Origin of the sequence: Micrococcus sp. TA1 (genome assembly GCF_014199555.1) — a bacterium.
Lineage (GTDB): Bacteria > Actinomycetota > Actinomycetes > Actinomycetales > Micrococcaceae > Citricoccus.
Genome location: NZ_JACHNW010000001.1, coordinates 2,343,050 through 2,364,275 on the forward strand (window position 1 = coordinate 2,343,050; position 21,226 = coordinate 2,364,275).

Below are 21,226 nucleotides of genomic sequence, written 5' to 3' on the forward strand. Positions count from 1 at the left end.
GTTACTCCGGTCGGTTCTGGGTGTCCTCGGGTGCGACCACGGGCCACATCCGTTCGAATTGGCGGCGCAGGGCGAGGTTCTCCTCGCGCAGGCCGAAGTCCTCGCCGCGGGCCAGCAGCCCGTACTCCACCATGGTGCACCCGTCGGGGCCGGTGGTGCCACGGACCCACGCGCGCCGGCGGCGCACGAACAGGCTCACGATCAGGGCCACGAGGGCGAGGATCGCGAAGAAGCCGACGCCCCACTTGCCCGGGTCGTGGTGGATGTCCAGGCCGACATAGCGCTTGACGCCGTCGAAGCTGATCGAGCCCTTGCCCTCGGGCAGTTCGTAGGACTCGCCCGGGGTCAGCGTGATGCCGCCGGCGTCCACGCTCCGGGAGTTCAGCTCGGTGAGGTCGTCCGTGTCCAACACGTAGACGTTCTGCGGCACGCCCTCGTCCAGGCCGAGGTCCCCGTAGTACGAGTTCAGGTTCAGCTCGGGCTTGTACAGGTCCGGGTCGATCGAGACCGCCACCCCGTCCTCACCGGTGTAAGCGGTGGGCAGGAAGAAGCCGACGAAGCCGAGCTGCTCGGGTTGCGCGTCGGGGGCCTTGATGACCATCAGCGAGGTGTAGACCTGGTCCTGGACCTGCGCCACCACCGGCCCCTGGAAGGCGATGTCCCCGTTGCCGTCCCGCACGGTGACCTCCGGGGCGTAGCCGTTGCCGACCAGGTAGACGCGGGTGTTGTGGATGTCCAGGGGATGGTTGACCTTCAGGACCTGCTCCCGGGGCTCCCCGTCGGTGCCGTCCTGGACCTCCATCACCGCGGTGAAGTCCAGCGGCTGGCCGTAGTGCGTCTGCGACTCGCGGTCGAAGACGGCGTCGAAGCTCTTCAGCGACATCGAGAACGGCACCAGCCGGTCCTCGGAGAAGGCGCTGCCGGGGGTGAACGAGTCGTAGGCGACCAGCGTGTTGGCGAAGCCCTCCCCCTCGACGAGGATCTTCTGCCCGCTGTAGCTCAGCAGCGAGCCGACGGCCATGAAGGCCAGCACCCCGATCAGGGACAGGTGGAAGACGATGTTGCCGATCTCCCGCACGTAGCCGCGCTCGGCGCCCACGGAGGCGCCGCCGTCGGGCTCCTCGCGCACCTCCACGCGGTACCCGCGCTTGCGCAGGTACGTCGCCGCCTGGTCCACGGCGGCGGCCGGGGACGGGCCCGCGGGCTCCAGCATCACGGTGCCGTACTCGGGCAACCGGGAGAGCCGGCGCGGGGTGCGCGGCGGGGCCGAGCGGAGCGCCCTGGCGTGCTTGACGGCGCGCGGGAACACGCAGCCGATGAGCGAGACGAACAGCAGCAGGTAGATCGCCGAGAACCAGACCGAGGAGTAGACGTCGAACATCTGGAACCGGTCCAGCCACTCCCCCAGCACCGGGTTCTGCTCGAGGTAGTCCTGGACGATCTCGGGACCGGCCGGTCGTTGCGGGAACAGGGAACCGGGCACCGCGGCGACCGCGAGGATCAGCAGCAGCATCAGCGCGGTGCGCATCGAGGTCAGCTGGGTCCACATGAACCGCAGCGTGCCGGTGAAGCCCAGCGAGGGCAGCTCGACCTCGGGCTTCTGGGGGGTGTCCTCGCGGGTCCGTTCGTCCCGGACGACCCTCACGTTGTCCTGCTGGCTCAAATCGGCAGCCTCACTTCGTTGGCGAACCAGGTCTGCAGCTGCACGACCCAGTCATTCCACAACCCGCTCACCATGAGCGCGCCGAGCACGATCAGCAGTCCCCCGCCGATGCGCATCACGGCCACGCGGTGGGTCCGGAAGAACGCGAGCGCACCCATGCCCCGGCGCAGACCGAGGGCGATCAGCAGGAACGGCACCCCCAGGCCCAGGCAGTACACGAACGCCAGGAAGGCGCCCTTGCCGGGGTTCGTGGACCCGGCGGTGGACATCGCCAGCACGGCCGCCATGGTCGGGCCGATGCAGGGCGCCCAGCCCAGGCCGAACGTCATCCCGAGCACGGGCGCGCCCCACAGCCCCGCCCTCGGCTGGGCGTGGATGCGGCGGTCCTGCTGGAAGACGGCGAGCCCGCCCATGAACACCACGCCGAGCACCATCACGACGACGCCCAGCACCCGGGTGAGCCACTCACCGTCCCCCTGGAGCCAGATGGTGACCTGGGAGAACACGATGCCCACCAGGACGAAGACGACCGAGAACCCGAGCACGAACAGCCCGATCCCGGCCAGCATCCGCCCCCGCCGCTGGTCCTGCAGGTCGGCGCCGGTCAGGCCGGTGACGTACCCGAGGTATCCGGGGACCAGGGGCAGGACGCAGGGTGAGAGGAAGGAGACGAGCCCGGCCAGCAGGGCGACGGGCACGGCCAGCAGCAGCGAGCCGTCCATGACGATCTCGGCGAAGGGGTTGACGGTGGCGGCCTGCAGCATGGAAGGGATCAGGCCTGCTCGTCCACCACGGTGGTGATCAGGCTCTTGAGCGTGGAGGGCTCGGCCACGCCGAGGATCCGGGAGGAGACCCGGCCCTGGCGGTCCAGCACGATCGTGGTCGGCACGGCCTGCGGGGGGACGTAGTCCGTCATCGCCAGCAGCACCTGGCCCCCGCGGTCCTCCAGGGAGGGGTAGGTGATCCCGAAGTTGCGCTCGAACGCCTCCGCGGTGCCGGCGGTGTCCCGCACGTTGACGCCCACGAACCGCACTCCGGCGGGCTCGAACTGTTCGTGCAGGGCCTGCAGGTCCGGGGCCTCGATGCGGCAGGGGGCGCAGGCGGCGTACCAGAAGTTCAGCACGGCCGGCTGCCCGGTCAGGTCGGCCGCGTCGACGGTCTCCCCCGAGAAGAGGGTGGAGGTGAACCGCACGGGCTCGCCGCGTTCCGCGGCGGCGATCTCCAGCACGGATCCGTCTCCGGCGATGTAGTTCTTGCCGTCCGCGTTGCCGGCCTGCGCGGCCAGCGGGTCGTCCGCGCCGGAGCAGGCCGCCAGCACCGGCAGGGCTGCGAGACCGGCCAGTCCGGCCAGCACGTTCCGTCGGCTCAGTGCGGGTCCGCGGGAGTCACGGGGCGGGGGCAGGGCTGTCATGGGTGCTCGGGGAACTTCCATCGGGGGCGGGGGCTTCCCATGGATTCTACCGGTCGTAGTAGAAGCTGGTGGAATCCTGTGAGCTGGCCGACGCCGGTCAGGCGCCGGTCAGGCGCCGGGCAGGTTGCTGGCCTGGGAGAGCAGGGCCGCGTTCGGCTCCCGGTACTCGACGCGCGGCACGGTCTGCCCGGCGTCGAAGTGCAGCGAGGTGACCGAGGTCAGGGTGCATTCGCGCTGGCGGGGATCGTGCCACAGCGGCCTGCCCTCGACCGAGAGCCGGGTGACCCAGATCGGCAACTGGTGGGAGACGATGATCGCCTCGGCACCGGGGCCGTCCTGTTCCACGGCACGGTCCCGCAGGTCCTGGATCGCGGCGGCCATCCGCGCCACCTGGGCCCGGTAGGGCTCACCCCAGGACGGACGCAGGGGGTTAACCAGGAGCGGCCAGTAGCGCGGGTTCCGCAACCGGCTGCCCACGCCCGAGAGCCCCTCGAACCGGTTGGTGGCCTCCAGGACCCGGTCGTCGGTGTCGATGTCCAGGCCCAGTGCCGCACCGATCGGCGCGGCGGTCTCCTGGGCCCGCTGCAGCGGCGAGGCGACGAGCACCGCCGGGGCGCGGCCGGTGCGCTCGGCCTGCTGCGTGAACCAGTCGGCCACGTCGGAGGCCATGCGCCGGCCGAGCTCGGAGAGGCCGAAGCCCGGGATCCGTCCGTAGAGGACCCGGTCCGGGTTGTGGACTTCTCCGTGGCGGACGAGGTGGACGGTCGCTACTGGCATGCGTCCAGTCTGGCAGACGCCGGCGGCCCGTCCGGACAGCCGTTCTTCAGCCAGTGGCAGTACCGTTGGGGTCAGACTCCCGCGACCGCGCCACGCCCAGGAAGGCACCCCCCATGACCGAGCAGAACCGTCCCGACCAGCCCGATTCCGGAGAGCCGCAACCGGGACAGCCCCACCCGGGTCAGCCGCAGCCGGGTCAGCCGCAGCCGGGCCAGCCGGGTCAGCCGGGTCAGCCGCTCGAGGATGCCGCCGGCCAGCCGCGCTACGGGGTGCGGCTGACCCCGGAGCAACTGGCCCAGCACCAGGCCCAGCAGCCCTCACCGGGCGCGCAGCCGGGCCAGCCTGATCAGCCGGGCCAGCCGGGGTACCCCTCGCCCGCCTACGGCCAGCCCCCCTACGGCCAGCCGGGCCAGCCCCCCTACGGCCAGCCGGGTCAGCCCGCCTACCCCCAGCAGCCCTACGGCTACCCGGTGCAGGGACAGCAGCCGATGGGCCCGGTCCAGCGGCCGAAGGAGATCGACCGTTCGTACTGGCTGATCCTCGCGGCCGGTCTCGCCTTCCTCGTCATCGAGCTGTTCGCGGCGTTCTCGCCGTCCATGGGTCTGACGCCCGAGATGGTCGAGGAGCTCGAGTCCCAGTTCCGGGCCGCCGGCATGACGGTGGACGTCAACGAGCTCATGGACTCCGTGCGCGTGATGGCGATCGTGTTCACGGTGCTCATCGCGGGCCTGTACTGGCTGATCGCCACGGGCATCCGCAAGGGGTCCAACGTCGCCCGGATCTTCGGCACCATCTTCGCCGCGATGTCGTTGCTGTCGGCCTTCGGCCTGGGCATCGTCTACGTGGCGCTCGGCGTGGCGGGCATCGTGTTCGCCTACCTGCGCCCGTCGAACGAGTACTTCCGCGGCAAGGCCTGGGAGAAGGCCCTCCGCCGCTGACACCAGCACTCCCGACGACGGCGCCGTCCGGCCCCAGCTAGAAGCTCGCCAGGGGTGGCAGCCGGGACATCGACGGTGACCGCGGACCGGTGAAGAGTCCTGACGGGCCGGTGGGCCGCACGCCCGTGCAGCCCACCGGCCCGTTGCCTGTTCGGGGCGGGTTGCGGATGATGTGCGGGCCCCCTGGCCGCATGGGCCCGGAACGCCACAGACGACCCGTGACGCGGGTTGGTCCCCGGTCCTGCCGTGGACGCTTATCAGGTCCGCGCGCCTCCCTATATTAGTACACATGTTCGATCAGAACAGTCCGAAGGACGGTACGGCACAGACCCGTGGCCCCGCCGGTGAGTCGCCCAGCGGCCCGGCCGGCGGCCCCGCCAGTGAGCTGCGGGGCGCCGTGGTGGGGTCCCCGGAGTGGGCGGCAGACCTGGCGGCCTGCGGGGTGCCGCTGGGCACCGTGGTCGCCGGTCCGGTCAGCCCGGCCCCGGTGCCGGGCTCGGCCCGGGAACTGGTCGCGGCGCGGATGGCCTTGGGGCTGATGGTCCCGGCTGGCACCGAGGCAGAGGCCGTGGACCGCATCCGTGTGCTGGAGCAGCTCAAGGCCGCCTGCGCTGCCGCCCAGGCGCGTGAGACGGCCGCCCTGGACACCCTACGCCGCACCGCCGAGGCCGACCGCGGGGTGCCGGTCGAGCGGCGGGGACGAGGCCTGGGTGGGGAGTTGGGCCTGGCCCGCGGTGAGTCCCCGCACCGCGGCTCTCGGCAACTGGCCCTGGCGCGCGCCTTGTCCGAGGACCTGACGCACACCCTGACGGCGTTGTCGGAGGGGTCGATCTCGGAGGAACGAGCCGGGGTGGTGCACCGTGAGACCGCCTGGCTATCCACGAGCACCGCCCGGCGCCGGGTGGACACCGCCCTGGTCGACGGGTTGCCCGTGCTCGGGGCCCAGCAGTTGGCGATGGTGGCCCGGGAGCTGGCCGTGGAACAGGACCCGGCAGCCGCCGCAGAGCATTTCGACACCGCGGTGGCCGAACGCCGGGTCACCGTCCGGGCCACAGATCACGGGATGGCCACCCTCACCGCGACCCTGCCGCTGGCCCAGGCCGCAGCCTGCCACCGTGCCCTGAGCGAGTCCGCCGCCCGCCTCGCGGCCTTCGGCGAGGCCGAGGGACGCACTCCGGCCCAGGTTGTGGCCGACACCCTGGTCGAGCGCCTCACAGGCCAGGTCACCGCCGCTGCCATCCCGGTGGAGGTGCACCTGGTGATGACCGACCAGGCCCTGCTCGGCACCGAGGACACCCCGGCCCGCGTCCCCGGGCACGGTTCCCTTCCCGCCCCGGTGGCCCGGCAGATCGTCGCCGACACCGACGCGGACGTGTTCCTGCGCCGGCTCTACACGGCACCGGAGTCCGGTCAACTGGTGGCCATGGATTCCCGAAGACGCACCTTCCCGGCCCTGCTGCGCCGCATGGTCGTGCTGCGCGATGAGCTGTGCCGCACCCCGTACTGCAACGCCAGGATCAAGCACCTCGACCACGCCACCGCGCACGCCGCCGGCGGCCAGACGAGCTGGGACAACGCCTCCGGGCTCTGTGCACGCTGCAACTACGCCAAGGAGAACCCAGGCTGGACCCACAGCGCCGGCCCCGGCCAGCTCACGGTCACCACCCCCACCGGCCACCACTACCGCCACCCCACACGGCCGCTCGTCGACGCCGGTCAGTCACCGCCCCCGCCCCAGCACGGCCGGTTCCCCGGCTTCACCCCACTGCACTTCTCGATCCGGCAGATCATCGCCCTGCTCGACGCCGCCTGAAACCCGAGCGGGCGGGTCTAGACGGTATGTAGTGACCGCTCCGGCGTGGAGGGGTTGCGGGCCGGGGCCTCACTCACAGAGGTTCGTGGGTTACCGGACACGACGCCCCGTGCCCGGCCTTGCCGACAGTTGTGGGAGGCCCCGGTGTTTACCGAGCGTACGAGTGTCGGGCTCGATGTGCACGCACGATCCGTCGCGGCAGCGGCGATCGATGGCGTCACGGGAGAGCTCGTCCAATCCAGACTGACCCCATCGCACGAGCACATCCTCTCCTGGCTGCAGGATCTGCCCGGTCCGGTGGCCGTGGCCTACGAGGCCGGGCCGACCGGCTTTGGTCTCTGCCGGACGCTGAGAGAAGCGGGGATCCGGTGTGAGGTGGTGGCCCCGTCGAAGCTGCAACGCCCGGCCGGCGACCGGGTGAAAACCGATGCCAAGGACGCGGTGCACCTGGCCCGGTTGCTGAGATTGGATGAGATCACGCCCGTGGCGGTGCCTTCCGTCGACCAGGAGGCCGCCCGCGACTTAGTCCGAGCCAGGGAGGACTGCCGAGGAGATCTGATGCGGGCCCGACACCGGCTCTCGAAGCTCTTGCTGCGCCAGGGCCTGGTCTATTCCGGCGGCCAGGCGTGGACCGGCGCCCACCACACCTGGCTGGTGCACCAGGCCCAGCCGCAGCTGCTCCAGCGTGCGACTCGGTTAGCCTTCGATGCCGACTATGAAACGGTCATGGTTACTCTGATCCGCCGCAACCGGTTGGACAAGGACATCGCGGCGATGGCCGCGGAATCTGAGTTCACCCCGGTGGTGCGACGGCTCGGTTGCCTGCGTGGGGTCTCCACCCTGACCGGATTCGCCCTGGCCGTGGAGATCGGGGACTGGCACCGGTTCACCGGAAACAGCATTGGATCCTTCGTCGGGCTGGTTCCCTCCGAGCATTCCTCCGGCCAGACCCGGTCTCAGGGGCCGATCACCAAAGCTGGCAACACCCATGTGCGCCGGCTTTTGGTCGAGGCCGCCTGGCACCACCGGGCCCGGTACACCATCGGCAAGACCATGCGGGATCGGTGGGACCTGGCCCCGGGGCCGGCCCGGGCCCGCGGCGATGCCGGCAACCGGCGCCTGCACGAGAGGTGGGTGCGGTTCCTTGCCCGCGACAAACGGGGCACGGTGGCCAACGTCGCCGTGGCCCGGGAACTGGCCGGTTGGTGCTGGTCGCTGGCCGTGATGGGCGACTGAACCCACAGACTGCTTCGTCTCTCGTGGTGCCGGTGGCAGCGCCTGGAGCGACCCGCGATTCGACTATGAGCAACCGGGCCAGGCCCGGCGACGCTCGACTCTAGACACGCGATCCCGCTCCTGCCGAACACCCCGTCCTGCGGTATCCAACCCGCGCATATCAGTCTGACCGCGCGTCGATCATTGACACGCTCACCGGACTCGGAAGGCGAAGCAAGAGGCGCCCGCCCCACGATCGGGGACGGGCGCCTCACCCTGCCACTTGACAGACGTCCACTACATATCAGTCGACATGAAGTGCAGCCTGGTGGAACGCCAGGATCTGCAGCTCGGTGGACAGGTCCACGGCCCGGACGGACACGCCCTGCGGGACGGTCAACTCCACGGGTGCGAAGTTCAGCACCCCCTGGATCCCGGCAGCGACCAGGCGGTCCGCCAGGGACTGTGCGGCACCCGCGGGCACCGCCAGGATCGCCAGCCGGGCACGGGTGTCGGACACCACCTCCTCGAGGTCGTCCATGGACCGGACCACGCTGGGACCGCGGGCCTGTCCGATCACCCGGGGATCGGCGTCAAGCACGGCACAGATGCGCAGTCCCCGCTCGACGAAGCCGTCATACCCTGCCAGCGCCGAACCGAGGTGACCGGCGCCGACGAGGACGACGGGCTGGTCCTCGGCCAGCCCGAGGACCTGGCTGATCGCCCGCTGGAGGGCCCCCACCGGGTAACCGACCCCCGGGCGCCCCAGGTGTCCGAGCCCGGCCAGGTCCCTCCGGACCAGCGGGGAACCGACGCCAGTCCGCTCGGCCAGCACGACGGAGGACACGCGGGTGGCCCCCTCGGCGGCCAGGGCGGCCAGGGCACGGAGGTAGACGGGCAGCCGCCCCACGGTCCGGCGGGACAGCGAGGGTCCCGCGGTGCGTGCCTCGGGACCGGACCCGGTGGGAGGTCCCCCCGTCACGGGCGGTCCGCCCCCAGCAGGCGTTCCAGACGGACCGGGTCGATCCGCCAGAAGTCGCGCTGGACACCGTCCACCATCAGGACCGGGATCTCCTCGGCATGGCGCGCGGCCAGGTCCGGCTGCCCGGCGATGTCCACCTCCCGCCAGGGCACACCCAGCCGGCCGCAGACCTCCTCGACCACGGCGACCGCGTCGGCGCACAGGTGGCAACCGTCCTTGACCAGCAGGACCACATCAGGAGAACTCTTCACCCCGTCATCGTAGGCAGACGCAACGGGGCCGTCCTGCCTTGCGGCGGGACGGCCCCGGAAACGAGCGGAGACTCAGCTCACTTCTTGTTGCGGCGCTGGTGACGGGTCTTGCGAAGCAGCTTGCGGTGCTTCTTCTTGGACATACGCTTACGGCGCTTCTTGATCACAGAACCCATAGGGAAACCTCTTGCTTGGTTGGTGAACCGCCAGCAGACGACTGCTGACGATCCGGCGTCATAGGTCAAAACGTTCCCTAACACCTTACCCTGACCCGGGCCCGGGGAACGAACCGTGTGCGTTGGGGCGGCGGCGATCAGCCGCGGTGGTCCTCCGTGCCCGTGACACGGACCTCCGTGGTCCCGGTCTGGAGGATCTCCTCCACGGCGGCCTGGGGCACCCGATAGGAGCGCCCGAAGCGGACGGCGGGGAGTTCACCGGCGTGGATCATGCGGTAGACGGTCATACGAGACACCCGCATCATCTCCGCCACCTCCGTGACGGTCATGAATCGCGCTTCGGCGAAGGTACCGGCATCACCCACGGTGTGTTCCTCTTTTCCACTGGTGTCGACCGACGCCCGCCCCCCTCCCAGACGGGGCATCCTCGGGCGTCCTGTCGAATACTCGCCACACTCTAGTCACGGCGTGCACAGGATCAGAGTGTTCATCGGCGGGTCAGTCGAACCAGGGATCCAGTCCGTGGTACGGGAAGACCGCCTTGCGGGTCGCCATGATCGTCTGGTCGATCGCGTCCGAGGGGTCGTAGCCGACCTCCCAGGAACGCCACCACACGTCCACGCCGTCCGACATCAGGTGCGGGATCCCGCCCTGCTCCCGGGTCTGGGAGAGATCCAGCCCCGCGGCCCGGGCGGCGTACCGACGCCACGCCTCGGGGATCTCAGCGTCCGTGCGCACCGGCCGGCCGGTCGCCACCGCCAGCAGGTGGCTCCAGGTCCGGGGCACCACGGAGAACGGGCTGTACCCCCCGCCTCCGGTGGCCAGCCAGCGGTCGTGGGCGAAGTCGGCGGCCCAGTCCGCGGCGTCCAGGGCGAGCTGACGCTGGCCCTCCACGGACATCGTCAGGTTCGTCAGGGGATCCTCCCGGTGACCGTCGCACCCGTGCTGGGTCACCAGGGCGTCCGGGGCGAACACCCGCAACAGCTGGGGCACCACCGCGTGCACGGCGCGCAGGAACCCGGAGTCCCCGGTCCCGGGGGGCACGGCCACGTTCACGGCGGTGCCCTGCGCGTTCGGGCCGCCGACGTCGTTGGCGAAGCCGGTGCCCGGGAACAGGGAGATCCCCGTCTCGTGCACGGAGATCGTCAGCACCCGCGGGTCGTGCCAAAACATCGACTCCACGCCGTCCCCGTGGTGGGCGTCCAGGTCCACGTAGGCCACCCGCTCGGCGCCCAGGTCCAACAGCCGCTGGATGGCCGCCGCGCAGTCGTTGTAGACGCAGAATCCGCTGGCCTGGCCGCGTGCCGCATGGTGCAGGCCGCCGGCGATGTTGACCGCGTGCCTGACCTCGCCGGCCCAGATCGCCTCGGCCGCGGCCACGGAACCGCCGAGGATGCGGGCTGCCGCCTCATGCATGTGCGGGAAGACCGGGTTGTCATCGCTGCCCAGTCCCATGTCCCGCCGGTGCTCCACCTCGCCCGAGCTCACGGAGCGCACCGCGCGGACGTACGCGGGATCGTGGACGGAGGCCAGGAGCTCGTCGGAGGCCACCTCGGGACGGATGATCCGCAGGCCCTCGCGGTCCATCAGCCCCAGCGCCTCGGCCAACCGGTGCGTCAGGTCCAGGCGGACCGGCGCCATCGGGTGGGCCCTGCTGAACTCATACTTCAGCAGCGCCTCGTCCCAGACGACGGCGGCGGGAACGCGATCAGGGGATGTGCTGGTCATCACTGACAGACTAGGCCTCCCGGCCTGGGACGCGCTCGTCATGACGCTCACCCCGCCTTCCGGTGACATGAGCGGTCGATGGAGGATGATGGTGGACGTGACCCGGCAGATACCCGTTCCCAGGCCCCGGCGGCGTGCCGCGGGACGGATCCCGACGCCGTCGTCCGGCCCCATGGTCCGCCCGGCCTCCGTGCCCCGCGGCCCGTTGGCCCCCGTGGACGTCCCGGCCGGGCTGCGCGGCGCCGCGACGCGGTTGCGCAGGCTGGTCTCCACCGTCGCCGGCGCCTCCCCCGCGCGCGCCGCGCTGTCGGCGTTCGCCCTCGTCACCGTGCTGTTCACGGCGCTGCTCTCGCTGCCGGCAGCCACCCAGAGCGGACGGGTCACCCCGTTCCACGACGCGCTGTTCGTGGCCACCTCGGCCGTCTCGGTGACGGGACTGACCACCGTCAACACCGCCGAGCACTGGAGCCTGCTCGGCCAGGCCATCATCCTCGTCGCGATCCAGGTCGGCGGTCTGGGCATCCTGTCCATGGCCGCACTGCTCTCCCTGGCGGTGTCCAAGCGGCTGGGCGTGCGCTCCAAGCTCATCACCCAGGAGGGGATGACCACCGGCCGGATCGGCGAGGTCGGTTCGCTGCTGCGGGTGGTCGTGCTGACCTCCCTGACGCTCGAGGGCCTCCTGGCCCTCGTGCTGGTCCCGCGCTTCATGGTGCACACCGGCTCGTTGTGGGAGGGCCTGTGGAATGGCGTCTTCTACGCCGTGTCCTCGTTCAACAATGCCGGTTTCGTGCTGCACGTGGACGGCCTGGAGTCCTTCATGGGCGACCCCTGGATCATTTGGACCATCATGGTCGGGGTCTTCGCCGGGGCCCTGGGCTTCCCGGTCGTCATGGTCCTGATGCAGCAGCGGTGGCACTACTCCCGGTGGAACCTGCACACCAAGCTCACCGTCAACACCACCCTGGCCCTCCTGGTGGGCGGGGCCGTGCTGATCGGGATCTTCGAGTGGAACAACGCCCAGACCCTGGGCCAGTTCGGGCCGGCCGGCCGCATCCAGTACGCCCTGTTCACCTCCGTCATGCCCCGGTCCGGCGGCTTCGCGGTGTTCGACATGAACGCCCAGTCCCCCGAGACGCTGCTGCTGACCGATGCGCTGATGTTCGCCGGCGGCGGCTCGGCCTCCACGGCCGGCGGCATCAAGGTCAGCACGATCGCCGTGATGTTCCTGGCCATCGTGGCCGAGGCCCGCGGCGACCGGGAGGTCACCGCGCACGGCCGCACGATCGTCCCCGAGTCGTTGCGCGTGGCCATCGCCGTCCTCGCGCTCGGCGCCACCCTCGTGCTGGTGGGCACCATGGCCCTCGTGGCGATCGCCGACGAGTCGTTGCAGCGGCCGCTGTTCGAGGTGCTGTCCGCGTTCGGCACGTGCGGCCTGACCACCGGCCTCAGCGAGGAGCTGCCGCCTTCGGGCAAGTACGTGCTGGCGGCACTGATGTTCTCCGGCCGCGTTGGTACGATCACCTTCGCGTCCGCGCTGGCCCTGCGCCAGCGGCGCAACCTGTTCCGGTATCCCGAGGAAAGGCCGATCATTGGCTGAGAACCGTCCGGACCCCCATGCTCCGGTGCTGCTGATCGGCCTGGGCCGCTTCGGCGCGGCCGTGGGCGAGCAGCTCGTGGCCCAGGGACGCGAGGTGATGGCGATCGAGCGTGACCCCGCCCTCGTGCAGAAGTGGGCCGGGTCCCTGACCCACGTGGTCGAGGCCGACGCCACGGACATCGAGACCCTGCGCCAGCTCGGCGCCCAGGAGTTCGCCACGGCCGTGGTGGGCGTGGGCACCTCGATCGAGTCCTCGGTGCTGATCACCGTCAACCTCGTGGACCTGGGCGTGGACCACATCTGGGTCAAGGCCATCACCCCGGCCCACGGCAAGATCCTGCGCCGCATCGGTGCCCACCACGTGATCTTCCCCGAGCACGATGCCGGCGTGCGCGCCGCCCACCTGGTCGGGGGACGGATGCTGGACTTCATCGAGTTCGACGATGACTTCGCGATCGTCAAGATGTACCCGCCCACCGAGGCCGTGGGCTTCACCCTGGCCGAGTCCAACATCCGCGCCAAGTACGGGGTGACGATCGTGGGGGTGAAGACCCCGGGCGAGGACTTCACCTACGCGCAGCCGGACACCAAGGTCGGCCCCCGGGACACCCTGATCGTCTCCGGCCACACCGACCTGCTGGAGCGGTTCGCGGCCCGGCCCTAGTTCTCCTGGCTGATCTGCCGCCCGCGCTCCGCGGAGGCGCGCATGCCGTCCGCGATCAGCCGGGCCAGTCCGGCGTCCAGGAACGACTCGACGGCCGCCTCGGTGGTGCCGTTCGGACTGGTCACGGCCCGCCGCAGCACGGCCGGGTCCACGTCCGGATCGGCCAGCATCCGCCCGGCGCCGGCCACGGTGGACCGGGCCAGTTCCTTCGCCAGCGGCTCGTCCAGGCCCAGTTCCACGCCCCCGGCCGCCATCAGCTCGGCGAGCAGGAACGCGTAGGCCGGTCCGGAGCCGGAGACGGCGGCCACGGCGTCGATCTGGTCCTCGGCCACCCGGTGGACGGAGCCGGAGCCGGCGAACAGCCGTTCGGCCATCTCCAGGTGCTCCTCCGTCGCGGTCCGGCCGCCGGCCAGCCCGACGGCGCCCATCCCCACGGTCAGCGGCGTGTTCGGCATCGTGCGCACCACCGGCTGGCCCTCGGGCAGGCTTTCCTCCATCGCCGCGGTGGTGATCCCCGCGGCCACGGAGACCACCACGGTCTCCGGTGCCAGCGCGGTCGAGATCTCCCGGCACAGGGTCCGGATGTACCTGGGCTTCACGCCCAGCACCACGACGTCGGCCCCCGAGGCGGCGTTGCGGTTCGCCTCGGGATCCCGCTCGGTGCAGCTCACGGCGATCCCGTGGCGCTCCTCCGCGGCGCGCGCGCTGTCCTCCGAGTGGACGGTGGCGCAGACCCCGGCCGGGTCCGTCCCGGCGGCCAGCATGCCGGCCAGGATGGCCCCGTTCATGTTGCCGAGTCCGAGCATCGCGATCTTCACTGGGCACTCCTTGCGGCCGCGCGCTCGACGCCGACGGCCAGGTGGTTGCGGGCGTATTCGAGGCAGTAGCCGAGCATCTCCTCGCGCTGGCCGGCGTACTTGGCCTTGCGGGTGCCGACCTCCACGCAGATGGCGCCGTCCCAGCCGGTCTCGCCGAGGAACTCGAGGCAGGCGGCCACCGGCTGGTCGCCGTCACCGGGCAGCAGGTGCTCGTCCTTGCCGTTGGCGGTGCCGTCGGTGAGGTGGACGTGGCGCAGCCGCTCCCCCAGCACCTGGAAGGCCTCGAGGGAGTCCTCCTGGGCGATCGCCGCGTGGGAGAAGTCCCACGTGACGTGCTCGTAGGCCTGCGAGACGGGGTTCCAGTGCGGTAGGTACATCTTGGCCTCGCGGGCGCCGGCGCGCCACGGGTACATGTTCTCGACGCAGATCTTCACGCCGGTGGCGTCCATGATCTCCTCGATCCCGGCCGCGAAGCCGGAGGCGTAGTTGCCCTGCCAGCGGAACGGCGGGTGCGCCACCACGATCTCGGCCCCGACCTCCCGGGCCAGGTCCGCGCTCTTGGCCAGCTTGTTCCACGCCGATCCCCACACCTGCTGGGTGAACAGCAGGGTGGGGGCGTGGATCGAGTGGATCGGCATCCGGTGCTTCTGGGCCAGCCGGTTCAGCAGCAGCCCGTCCTGGGACCACGAGTTGTGGGTGACCATGACCTCCACGGCGTCGTAGCCGAGGTCCTCGGCCGTGGCGAAGACGTCCTGGGTGCCCAGCGGGAACACGGAGGACGAGGACAGCGTGACGGGGATGTCCCGCGGCACCTGGGGCCCGACGTCGGGCGTGCCGGGCGGCTGGCGCGTGGACTCCAGGGCGGCGGCCAGCCGGCCGGGACCGAGGGCGGGCCGGGCGGCTCCGCCCAGCGTGGCGGTGGCGCCCTCACGCACCCGGGCCGGACGGGACTCGCGTTCGGCGACGGCCCCGCCCCAGGGACCGGTGTGGCGCTCGGCGTCGGACTCCCGCTCGGCGGCCGCGGCCGCGGCGGCCTGCTCCGCGCGTGCGGCGATCTCTTCAGCGCTCTCAGTCAACGGTCACCCCCACGGAGAAGCCCGGCAGCATCGGGTCCGGGTTGAGCCGGACGTTGCCGACACCCCGGACCGCCTCCTGGCCCAGGATTCCCTCCTGGACCAAGGCATCCAGCCTACGCATGATCAGCCCCTCGCGCAGTGCCCACGGGCAGATCTCGAGCTGCGCGATCCCGAACTGCTCCATCGCGGCCTCCGCGGCGATCCCGCCCGCGAGCATCTGGGCCGCGCGGACCTCGGAGACCCCGGGCAGCCCGGCCCGCTCCGCCGCCGTCATGGCCGCCATCCGGTTGACCCAGAGCTTGAGGTCCTCGATCCGCAGGTGCCGCTTGACGAACGGCCCGGCGGCCAGCGGCGCCGCCCCCGTGATCCGGGCCAGGGAGCGGAAGGTCTTGGAGGTGCCGGTCACCAGCACGGGGGCCGTCAGCGCGGGGAAGCCGCCCGCGGCCTCGGCCATGGTGACCCGGACGTACTTGCGCAGCTTCTTGACGGACTTGGGGGTGGGCGGGTCCGCGGGCAGCCAGTCCCTGGTCAGGCGGCCGGCGCCGAGCGGGATGGACGCCGCGTAGCTGGGCAGCTCGTCCGTGCCGTAGGCGATCTCGAACGAGCCGCCCCCGATGTCGAAGTTCAGGATGGACCCCACGTCCCAGCCCTGCCAGCGGCGGACCGCGAAGTAGGTCATGGCCGCCTCCTGGTCCCCCGAGAGCTCGGTCAGGTGCACCGAGGTCTCGCGGGTGACCCGGTCCAGGACCTCGGCGCCGTTGGCGGACTCGCGGATGGCCGAGGTGCAGAACGCGATCAGGTCCTCGGCCCCGTTGGCCACGGCGAAGCGCACCGCCTCCTGGATGAAGGTGACCAGGGCGTCCTGGCCGGAGGCCCTGATCCGTCCCTGATCGTCCTGGTGCTGCAGCAGGGACAGTGAGCGCTTGTGGTCCGCGTAGGCGGACGGACGGGCACCCGGGTGGGCGTCCACCAGCAGCAGGTGGACGGTGTTCGAGCCGATGTCCAGCACACCCAGGCGCATGGCTACTTCTTCGCCGTGCTCTTCGACCGCGCCGCCGGCTTGCGCGCCGGCTTCTTCGCCGGGCCCTTGGCCCGCTTGTCCGCCAGCAGCTCGTAGGCCTGCTGGGCGGTCAGCGACTCCGGGTCCATCGCCCGCGGCACGGTGATGTTCGTCTCGCCGTCCGTCACGTAGGGCCCGAAGCGGCCCTCCTTGACGACCACCTTCTTCCCCGAGACGGGGTCCTCGCCGAACTCCGCCAGCGGGGGCTTGGCCGCCCCGCGGCCGCGCTGCTTGGGCTGGGCGTAGATGTCCAGCGCCTGCTGGAGCGTGATGGTGAAGATCTGGTCCTCGGACTCCAGTGAGCGGGAGTCCGTGCCCTTCTTCAGGTAGGGGCCGAAACGCCCGTTCTGCACGGTGATCTCGGTGCCCTCGGCGTCCTGGCCCACCACGCGCGGCAGGCTCATCAGCCTCAGGGCGTCCTCGAGGGTGATCGTCTCCAGGGACATGGACTTGAACAGCGAGCCGGTGCGCGGCTTGACCTTGGCCGGCTTCTTCTTCGGCTTCGGCTTGCCGTTCTTGTAGTACTCGGTGGGCTGGGCCTCCATCCAGGCCTCCAGCTGCTCCTCGGTCATCTCCTCGATGACCTCGGTGACGTAGGGGCCGTAGCGGCCGTCCTTGGCCACGATCGTGCGCCCGCTCTCCGGGTCCACCCCGAGCACGCGCTCCGAGGGCCCCGCGGTGGCGAACAGCTCCTCGGCCTTGGCCGGGGTCAGCTCGTCCGGGGCCAGGTCCTCGGGGACGTTGGCGCGCTCCGGGTCGGTGCCCTCCGGGGCGTCCGCCGGCAGGTCCTTCTCCAGGTAGGGGCCGAACTTGCCCACGCGCAGGGTGATGCCCTCGGCCACGGGGATGGAGTTCACGGCCCGGGCGTCGATGTCGCCCAGGTTGTCCACCACGGCCTTGAGCCCCTCGGTGCCGGACTCCGCGCCGAAGTAGAAGGCCTGCAGCCAGGCCTCCCGCTGGAGCTCACCGGCGGCGATCCGGTCCAGGTCGTCCTCCATACGGGCGGTGAAGTCGTAGTCGACGTACCGGCCGAAGTGCTCCTCGAGCAGGCGGATGACGCTGAAGGCCGTCCAGGACGGGACCAGGGCGTTGCCGCGCTTGGTCACGTAACCGCGGTCCATGATCGTGGAGATGGTCGGCGCGTAGGTGGACGGCCGGCCGATCTCGCGCTTCTCCAGCTCGGCGACGATGGACGCCTCGGTGTACCGCGGCGGCGGGCTGGTCTCGTGGCCGGAGGCGATGACGTCCCGGCCCGTGAGGGACTGGCCGGCGGCCAGGTCCGGCAGGCGCTTGTCCTTGCCCTCCGGCTTCTCCGACTCGGTGTCCCGGCCCTCTTCGTAGGCGGCCAGGAAGCCGGGGAAGGTGATGACCGTGCCCGAGGCCGTGAACCCGGCGACCTCGCCGCCGGTGGCGGTCCCGGAGAGCTTCACGGTGGCCGTGTAGCCCTTGGCGTCGGCCATCTGGGAGGCGATGGTGCGCTTCCAGATCAGCTCGTAGAGGCGGAACTCGTCCCCGCGCAGCGCACCGGAGACCTGGCCGGGGGTGCGGAAGGAGTCACCGGCGGGGCGGATGGCCTCGTGGGCCTCCTGCGCCGAGTCGTTCTTCGCCTTGTACACGCGCTTGGCCTGCGGGATGGACTCCGGGCCGTAGAGCTCCGTGGCCTGCCGGCGGGCCGCGGTGATCGCCTCGTCCGAGAGCATCACCGAGTCCGTACGCATGTAGGTGATGTAGCCGTTCTCGTACAGCCGCTGCGCCACCTGCATGGTGACCCGCGAGGAGAACCGCAGCTTGCGCGAGGCCTCCTGCTGCAGCGTGGAGGTGGTGAACGGGGCCGCCGGGCGGCGGGTGTAGGGCTTGTCCTCCACCGAGTCCACGGTGAACGCCGCGCCCTGCAGGCCCTCGGCCAGGGCGGTCGCGGTGGCCTCGGTCAGCGTGGCGACCTTGCCCTCGGCGGAGTCCTTGAGCACCCCGCGGTCCGTGAAGTCCCGGCCGCTGGCGATCCGCCGGCCGTCCACGGTGGCCAGCCGGGCGGTGAAGGACTCCCCCGCGCCGGGGCCCTCCTGTGCGGTGAACGTGCCGTCCAGGTCCCAGTACGAGGCCGGGACGAACGCCATGCGCTCGCGCTCGCGCTCGACGACGAGCCGGGTGGCCACGGACTGCACGCGACCTGCCGACAGGCCACGGGCCACCTTGCGCCACAGCACCGGGGAGATCTCGTAGCCGAAGAGCCGGTCCAGGATGCGGCGGGTCTCCTGGGCGTCCACGAGGTCGGCGTCGATCTCGCGGATGTTCTCCAGGCCGCGGGCGATGCCCTCCTTGGTGATCTCCGTGAAGGTCATCCGGTAGACGGGGACCTTGGGCTTGAGCTCCTGCAGCAGGTGCCAGGCGATGGCCTCGCCCTCGCGGTCGGCGTCCGTGGCGAGGTAGAGGGCGGAGGCGTCCTTGAGCTCGCGCTTGAGCTCGGTGACCCGCTTCTTCTTGTCCGGGTACACCACGTAATAGGGCTCGAAGCCGTTGGTGGTGTCCACGGCGAACTTGCCGTACGGGCCCTTCTTCATGTCGGCCGGCAGGTCCGAGGGCTGCGGGAGGTCCCGGATGTGACCGGCCGAGGCATCCACCACCCATCCCTCGCCCAGGTACTTGGCGATGGACTTGCTCTTGGCGGGGGACTCCACGATGACGAGTTTGGTCCCGTCGACCTTCTCTGACACTCAGGCTCCTTCTCGGTCGCCGGGCGGACCGCCCGGTGCCCCTCTAATGTAACGGCACCGGCGACCGCTGCCGGATCAGGCCGTGTCGGCGGGGCCGGGCGCCGCGTCGGCGAGGACGGAGACCAGGTAGTAGACGCGCTCGGCGTCCACGGAACGCTCCGAGGCGGGGTTGAGCTCCTCGAACTCGTCGATCAGGGCCGCCAGGCGGGACTGGAACTCCGCCCGCTGCTGCGAGTCGACGAAGATCATCCCGGTGGACAGCACCGGCGGACGGCGGACCTCCGCGGACCGTTCGGCCTCCTTGTCCTCCGCCTCGCGGCGGGCGACCTCCTTCATGATCCGGTCGCGGAAGGTGTTGAGCTGGACGTCGATGAACGCCAGCTTGGAGGTCGGGGGGTGGTTCAGCGAGTCCACCAGCAGGGAGTACCCGGCGGCCTTCCACCGCCGCTCCCGGCCGTCCCCCTCCGAGGGCGAACGCTCGACGAAGCCGTACTTCTCCAGGGCGCGCAGGTGGTAGCTCATGGCCGAGGGCGAGAGACCGCAGCGGGAGGCCAGCTCGGTGGCCGTGCGGGTGGACTGGGACGCGTACAGCTCCTCGAGTGCCTCCAGCCGGGCCTCGTGGGCCAGCGCCCGGATGGCCTGCGGGTCGGAGATGACGACGGGCCGGCGCCCGCCCTGGTCCGACTCGCTCCCGGGGGCCGGAGCGGTCTCAAGTTCGGTCATGGACAGACATTCTAGGCAGGTGTTTCACATTTCGCGTGAGGTGCTTCACACTGCCTCGAGAAACCCCTCCAGGAGCAGGTGCCGCACGGCCTCCGTCAGGGCACCCTCGGCCTCGGCGTCCAGCTCCAGCAGCCCCGCGACGGCCCCGGTCAGCTGGCCGACGGTGAACTCGCCGTCCGCCGCCGAGAGGAAACCGGCGGTGGCGGTGTCCAGGTGGGCCACCCGGCGGAACCCGCCGCCCTGGCGGGCCAGGATGACCTCGGGGTGCTCGGCGCCGAACCGCTGGTGCCTCTCCTCCGTGACGTCCGCCGGGACCCGCACGTGCAGTCCGGCCAGGGGCCGCCCCTCCACGAGGTCCCACCGCTGCACCGCCGCGCCCCAGGCCGGGCCCAGGGGCTGCTGCAGCTCGCCCTGGAGGTCCTCGGCCCGGACCCGCCCGGCCCGCGGGGCCTCCGGGCGGCGCAGCCACAGGTAACCGAACCCCACGGCGGCCACGCCCCGGGCGTCGAAGTCCTCCAGGTAGCGCCGGTAACCGGCCGCGTAGCCGGCCGGGTCGTACTGCTCGGAGGAGTCCTGCAGCCACGTCTCGGCGTAGCGGGCCGGATCGGCCACGTCGCGCTGGATGAGCCAGGCGTCGGTGCCGGCCGGGATCCAGTCGCGCAACCGGGCGTCCCAGCCGCCGTCCGCGTCGTGGAGTTCCCAGTTGCCCAGCAATTGCGCCGTCCCGCCCGGTTCCAGGTGGCCCGGCAGCCGGCGCACGAGGTCGGCGAGCAGCCGGTCTCCCTCCCGGCCGCCGTCGCGGTAGGTGTTGATGCCGTCCGCGTCGCCCGCCGTGCGCGGCGTGATGACGAACGGCGGGTTGGAGACCACCAGGTCGAACCGCTCCCCGGCCACCGGGTCCAGCAGGTCCCCGGCCCGGAGGGTGACCCGCCCGCCCGGGGCGAAGGGGTCCTCGTCCGGGTCCAGGCCCAGCGCCCCGGCGTTGAGCACCAGGTTGAAGGCGGTGAAGTCCAGGGCGCGCCCGGACAGGTCCGTGGCCGTGACGTGCCCGGCGTGCGCGAGCAGGTGCAGGGTCTGGATGCCGCAGCCGACCCCGAGGTCCAGGGCCCGGGCGACCGGCCGGCGGATGACGTTCCCGGCCAGGGTCAACGAGGCCCGCCCGATGCCCAGGACGTGCCAGGGCGGCAGCACGCCGCGGGTCTGCAGTGCGGTCTGGTCGCTGGCGATCCACGCCTCGCCGAGGTCATCCGCGGAGTAGGGCGACAGGTCCACGACGGGGTGGAAGTGCCCCTCGCCGATCCGGCCGAGGTTCAGTCCCACCGCCCCGCCGGCGCCCAGCGAGGGCAGCGCGGCGTCCAGCGCCGCGACCGGCACCGCGTCGCCGAGCATCCAGCAGGACACGACGGCGGCGAGCGCGCGCTGGGAGGCGGGGGCGCCGTCGTCGTCCAGCACCTGGGCCACGCGCCGCCGGGCAGGCTCGGCCTGCTCGCGGTCCAGCGCGGCGCCGGCCGTCTCCCCGAGCAGGTCCCCGACCGCGTCCGTGGTGTAGGGCAGGGCGCGCAGGCCGGCCGCGAGGCGGGTGATCGCGTCCCGGTCCCGGCCGGGCGGCGGGGGTTCGTGCAT

At 71.4% G+C, this 21,226-nt stretch carries 20 protein-coding genes; 5 read left to right on the forward strand and 15 right to left on the reverse strand.

Going from position 1 to position 21,226, the window contains the following annotated elements; genetic code table 11:
• Window position 1: 1 nt before the first annotated feature.
• From GGQ69_RS10295 to GGQ69_RS10310, 4 genes are all read right to left on the reverse strand, one after another.
• On the reverse strand, window positions 2-1,549 hold the full coding sequence (locus GGQ69_RS10295) for a cytochrome c biogenesis protein ResB (protein WP_255459663.1): 1,548 nt from the start codon (window positions 1,547-1,549) through the stop codon (window positions 2-4).
• 110 nt (window positions 1,550-1,659) lie between these two features.
• On the reverse strand, window positions 1,660-2,427 hold the full coding sequence (locus tag GGQ69_RS10300) for a cytochrome c biogenesis CcdA family protein (RefSeq protein WP_183527730.1): 768 nt from the start codon (window positions 2,425-2,427) through the stop codon (window positions 1,660-1,662).
• Window positions 2,428-2,435: 8 nt separating this feature from the next.
• On the reverse strand, window positions 2,436-3,074 hold the full coding sequence (locus GGQ69_RS10305; RefSeq protein ID WP_183527732.1) for a TlpA disulfide reductase family protein: 639 nt from the start codon (window positions 3,072-3,074) through the stop codon (window positions 2,436-2,438).
• Between the two features lie 108 nt (window positions 3,075-3,182).
• The gene (locus GGQ69_RS10310) at window positions 3,183-3,851 is read right to left on the reverse strand and encodes a histidine phosphatase family protein (protein WP_183527734.1); all 669 of its coding nucleotides are present in this window, start codon (window positions 3,849-3,851) and stop codon (window positions 3,183-3,185) included.
• 113 nt (window positions 3,852-3,964) lie between these two features.
• Here GGQ69_RS10310 and GGQ69_RS10315 point away from each other — a divergent pair, with 113 nt between their 5' ends.
• The 3 genes from GGQ69_RS10315 to GGQ69_RS10325 all read left to right on the forward strand — a co-directional run bounded on the left by GGQ69_RS10315 (window position 3,965) and on the right by GGQ69_RS10325 (window position 7,838).
• On the forward strand, window positions 3,965-4,789 hold the full coding sequence (locus tag GGQ69_RS10315) for a hypothetical protein (protein ID WP_183527736.1): 825 nt from the start codon (window positions 3,965-3,967) through the stop codon (window positions 4,787-4,789).
• Between the two features lie 289 nt (window positions 4,790-5,078).
• Window positions 5,079-6,602, forward strand: coding sequence for a DUF222 domain-containing protein (locus GGQ69_RS10320; protein ID WP_183527738.1), 1,524 nt, complete (start codon window positions 5,079-5,081; stop codon window positions 6,600-6,602).
• Window positions 6,603-6,779: 177 nt separating this feature from the next.
• On the forward strand, window positions 6,780-7,838 hold the full coding sequence (locus GGQ69_RS10325) for an IS110 family transposase (RefSeq protein ID WP_370577087.1): 1,059 nt from the start codon (window positions 6,780-6,782) through the stop codon (window positions 7,836-7,838).
• A 283-nt stretch (window positions 7,839-8,121) separates the two neighbouring features.
• On the opposite strand, the gene GGQ69_RS10330 is transcribed toward GGQ69_RS10325, so the two are convergent.
• The 5 genes from GGQ69_RS10330 to GGQ69_RS10350 all read right to left on the reverse strand — a co-directional run bounded on the left by GGQ69_RS10330 (window position 8,122) and on the right by GGQ69_RS10350 (window position 10,954).
• Window positions 8,122-8,799: a redox-sensing transcriptional repressor Rex gene (locus GGQ69_RS10330; RefSeq protein WP_183527740.1), complete on the reverse strand. Its 678-nt coding sequence runs from the start codon at window positions 8,797-8,799 to the stop codon at window positions 8,122-8,124.
• Window positions 8,796-9,050, reverse strand: a complete 255-nt coding sequence (locus GGQ69_RS10335) for a glutaredoxin family protein (RefSeq protein WP_298045142.1) — start codon at window positions 9,048-9,050, stop codon at window positions 8,796-8,798. Before GGQ69_RS10335 ends, GGQ69_RS10330 begins: the two co-directional genes overlap by 4 nt.
• Before the next feature lie 77 nt (window positions 9,051-9,127).
• Window positions 9,128-9,226, reverse strand: coding sequence for a 30S ribosomal protein bS22 (locus GGQ69_RS10340; protein WP_005504750.1), 99 nt, complete (start codon window positions 9,224-9,226; stop codon window positions 9,128-9,130).
• Window positions 9,227-9,363: 137 nt separating this feature from the next.
• Window positions 9,364-9,555: a helix-turn-helix domain-containing protein gene (locus GGQ69_RS10345; protein ID WP_050813571.1), complete on the reverse strand. Its 192-nt coding sequence runs from the start codon at window positions 9,553-9,555 to the stop codon at window positions 9,364-9,366.
• Between the two features lie 169 nt (window positions 9,556-9,724).
• Window positions 9,725-10,954 carry an acetoin utilization protein AcuC gene (locus GGQ69_RS10350; RefSeq protein ID WP_183527744.1) on the reverse strand — a complete coding sequence of 410 codons (1,230 nt, stop codon included), beginning with the start codon at window positions 10,952-10,954 and terminating at the stop codon, window positions 9,725-9,727.
• A gap of 172 nt (window positions 10,955-11,126) precedes the next feature.
• Between GGQ69_RS10350 and GGQ69_RS10355 the strand changes: the two genes are divergently transcribed.
• Window positions 11,127-12,551: a TrkH family potassium uptake protein gene (locus tag GGQ69_RS10355; protein WP_370577168.1), complete on the forward strand. Its 1,425-nt coding sequence runs from the start codon at window positions 11,127-11,129 to the stop codon at window positions 12,549-12,551.
• The gene (locus GGQ69_RS10360) at window positions 12,544-13,215 is read left to right on the forward strand and encodes a TrkA family potassium uptake protein (protein WP_010143119.1); all 672 of its coding nucleotides are present in this window, start codon (window positions 12,544-12,546) and stop codon (window positions 13,213-13,215) included. Before GGQ69_RS10355 ends, GGQ69_RS10360 begins: the two co-directional genes overlap by 8 nt.
• On the opposite strand, the gene proC is transcribed toward GGQ69_RS10360, so the two are convergent.
• The 6 genes from proC to GGQ69_RS10390 all read right to left on the reverse strand — a co-directional run bounded on the left by proC (window position 13,212) and on the right by GGQ69_RS10390 (window position 21,226).
• Window positions 13,212-14,021: a pyrroline-5-carboxylate reductase gene (proC, locus tag GGQ69_RS10365; RefSeq protein ID WP_183528564.1), complete on the reverse strand. Its 810-nt coding sequence runs from the start codon at window positions 14,019-14,021 to the stop codon at window positions 13,212-13,214. The two genes, GGQ69_RS10360 and proC, sit on opposite strands and share 4 nt — an antisense overlap.
• Window positions 14,022-14,029: 8 nt before the next feature.
• Entirely contained in the window at window positions 14,030-14,893 is an 864-nt protein-coding gene (locus GGQ69_RS10370) for a sugar phosphate isomerase/epimerase (protein ID WP_221243722.1), read from the reverse strand.
• 208 nt (window positions 14,894-15,101) lie between these two features.
• The gene (locus tag GGQ69_RS10375; RefSeq protein ID WP_183527748.1) at window positions 15,102-16,130 is read right to left on the reverse strand and encodes a Ppx/GppA family phosphatase; all 1,029 of its coding nucleotides are present in this window, start codon (window positions 16,128-16,130) and stop codon (window positions 15,102-15,104) included.
• 2 nt (window positions 16,131-16,132) lie between these two features.
• Complete coding sequence (gene topA, locus GGQ69_RS10380; RefSeq protein ID WP_183527750.1) at window positions 16,133-18,880, reverse strand: type I DNA topoisomerase; 2,748 nt, start codon at window positions 18,878-18,880, stop codon at window positions 16,133-16,135.
• 75 nt (window positions 18,881-18,955) lie between these two features.
• The gene (locus GGQ69_RS10385) at window positions 18,956-19,603 is read right to left on the reverse strand and encodes a MarR family transcriptional regulator (RefSeq protein ID WP_183527752.1); all 648 of its coding nucleotides are present in this window, start codon (window positions 19,601-19,603) and stop codon (window positions 18,956-18,958) included.
• A gap of 45 nt (window positions 19,604-19,648) precedes the next feature.
• A complete protein-coding gene (locus GGQ69_RS10390; protein WP_183528568.1) occupies window positions 19,649-21,226 on the reverse strand; it encodes a methyltransferase in 1,578 nt (525 codons plus the stop codon).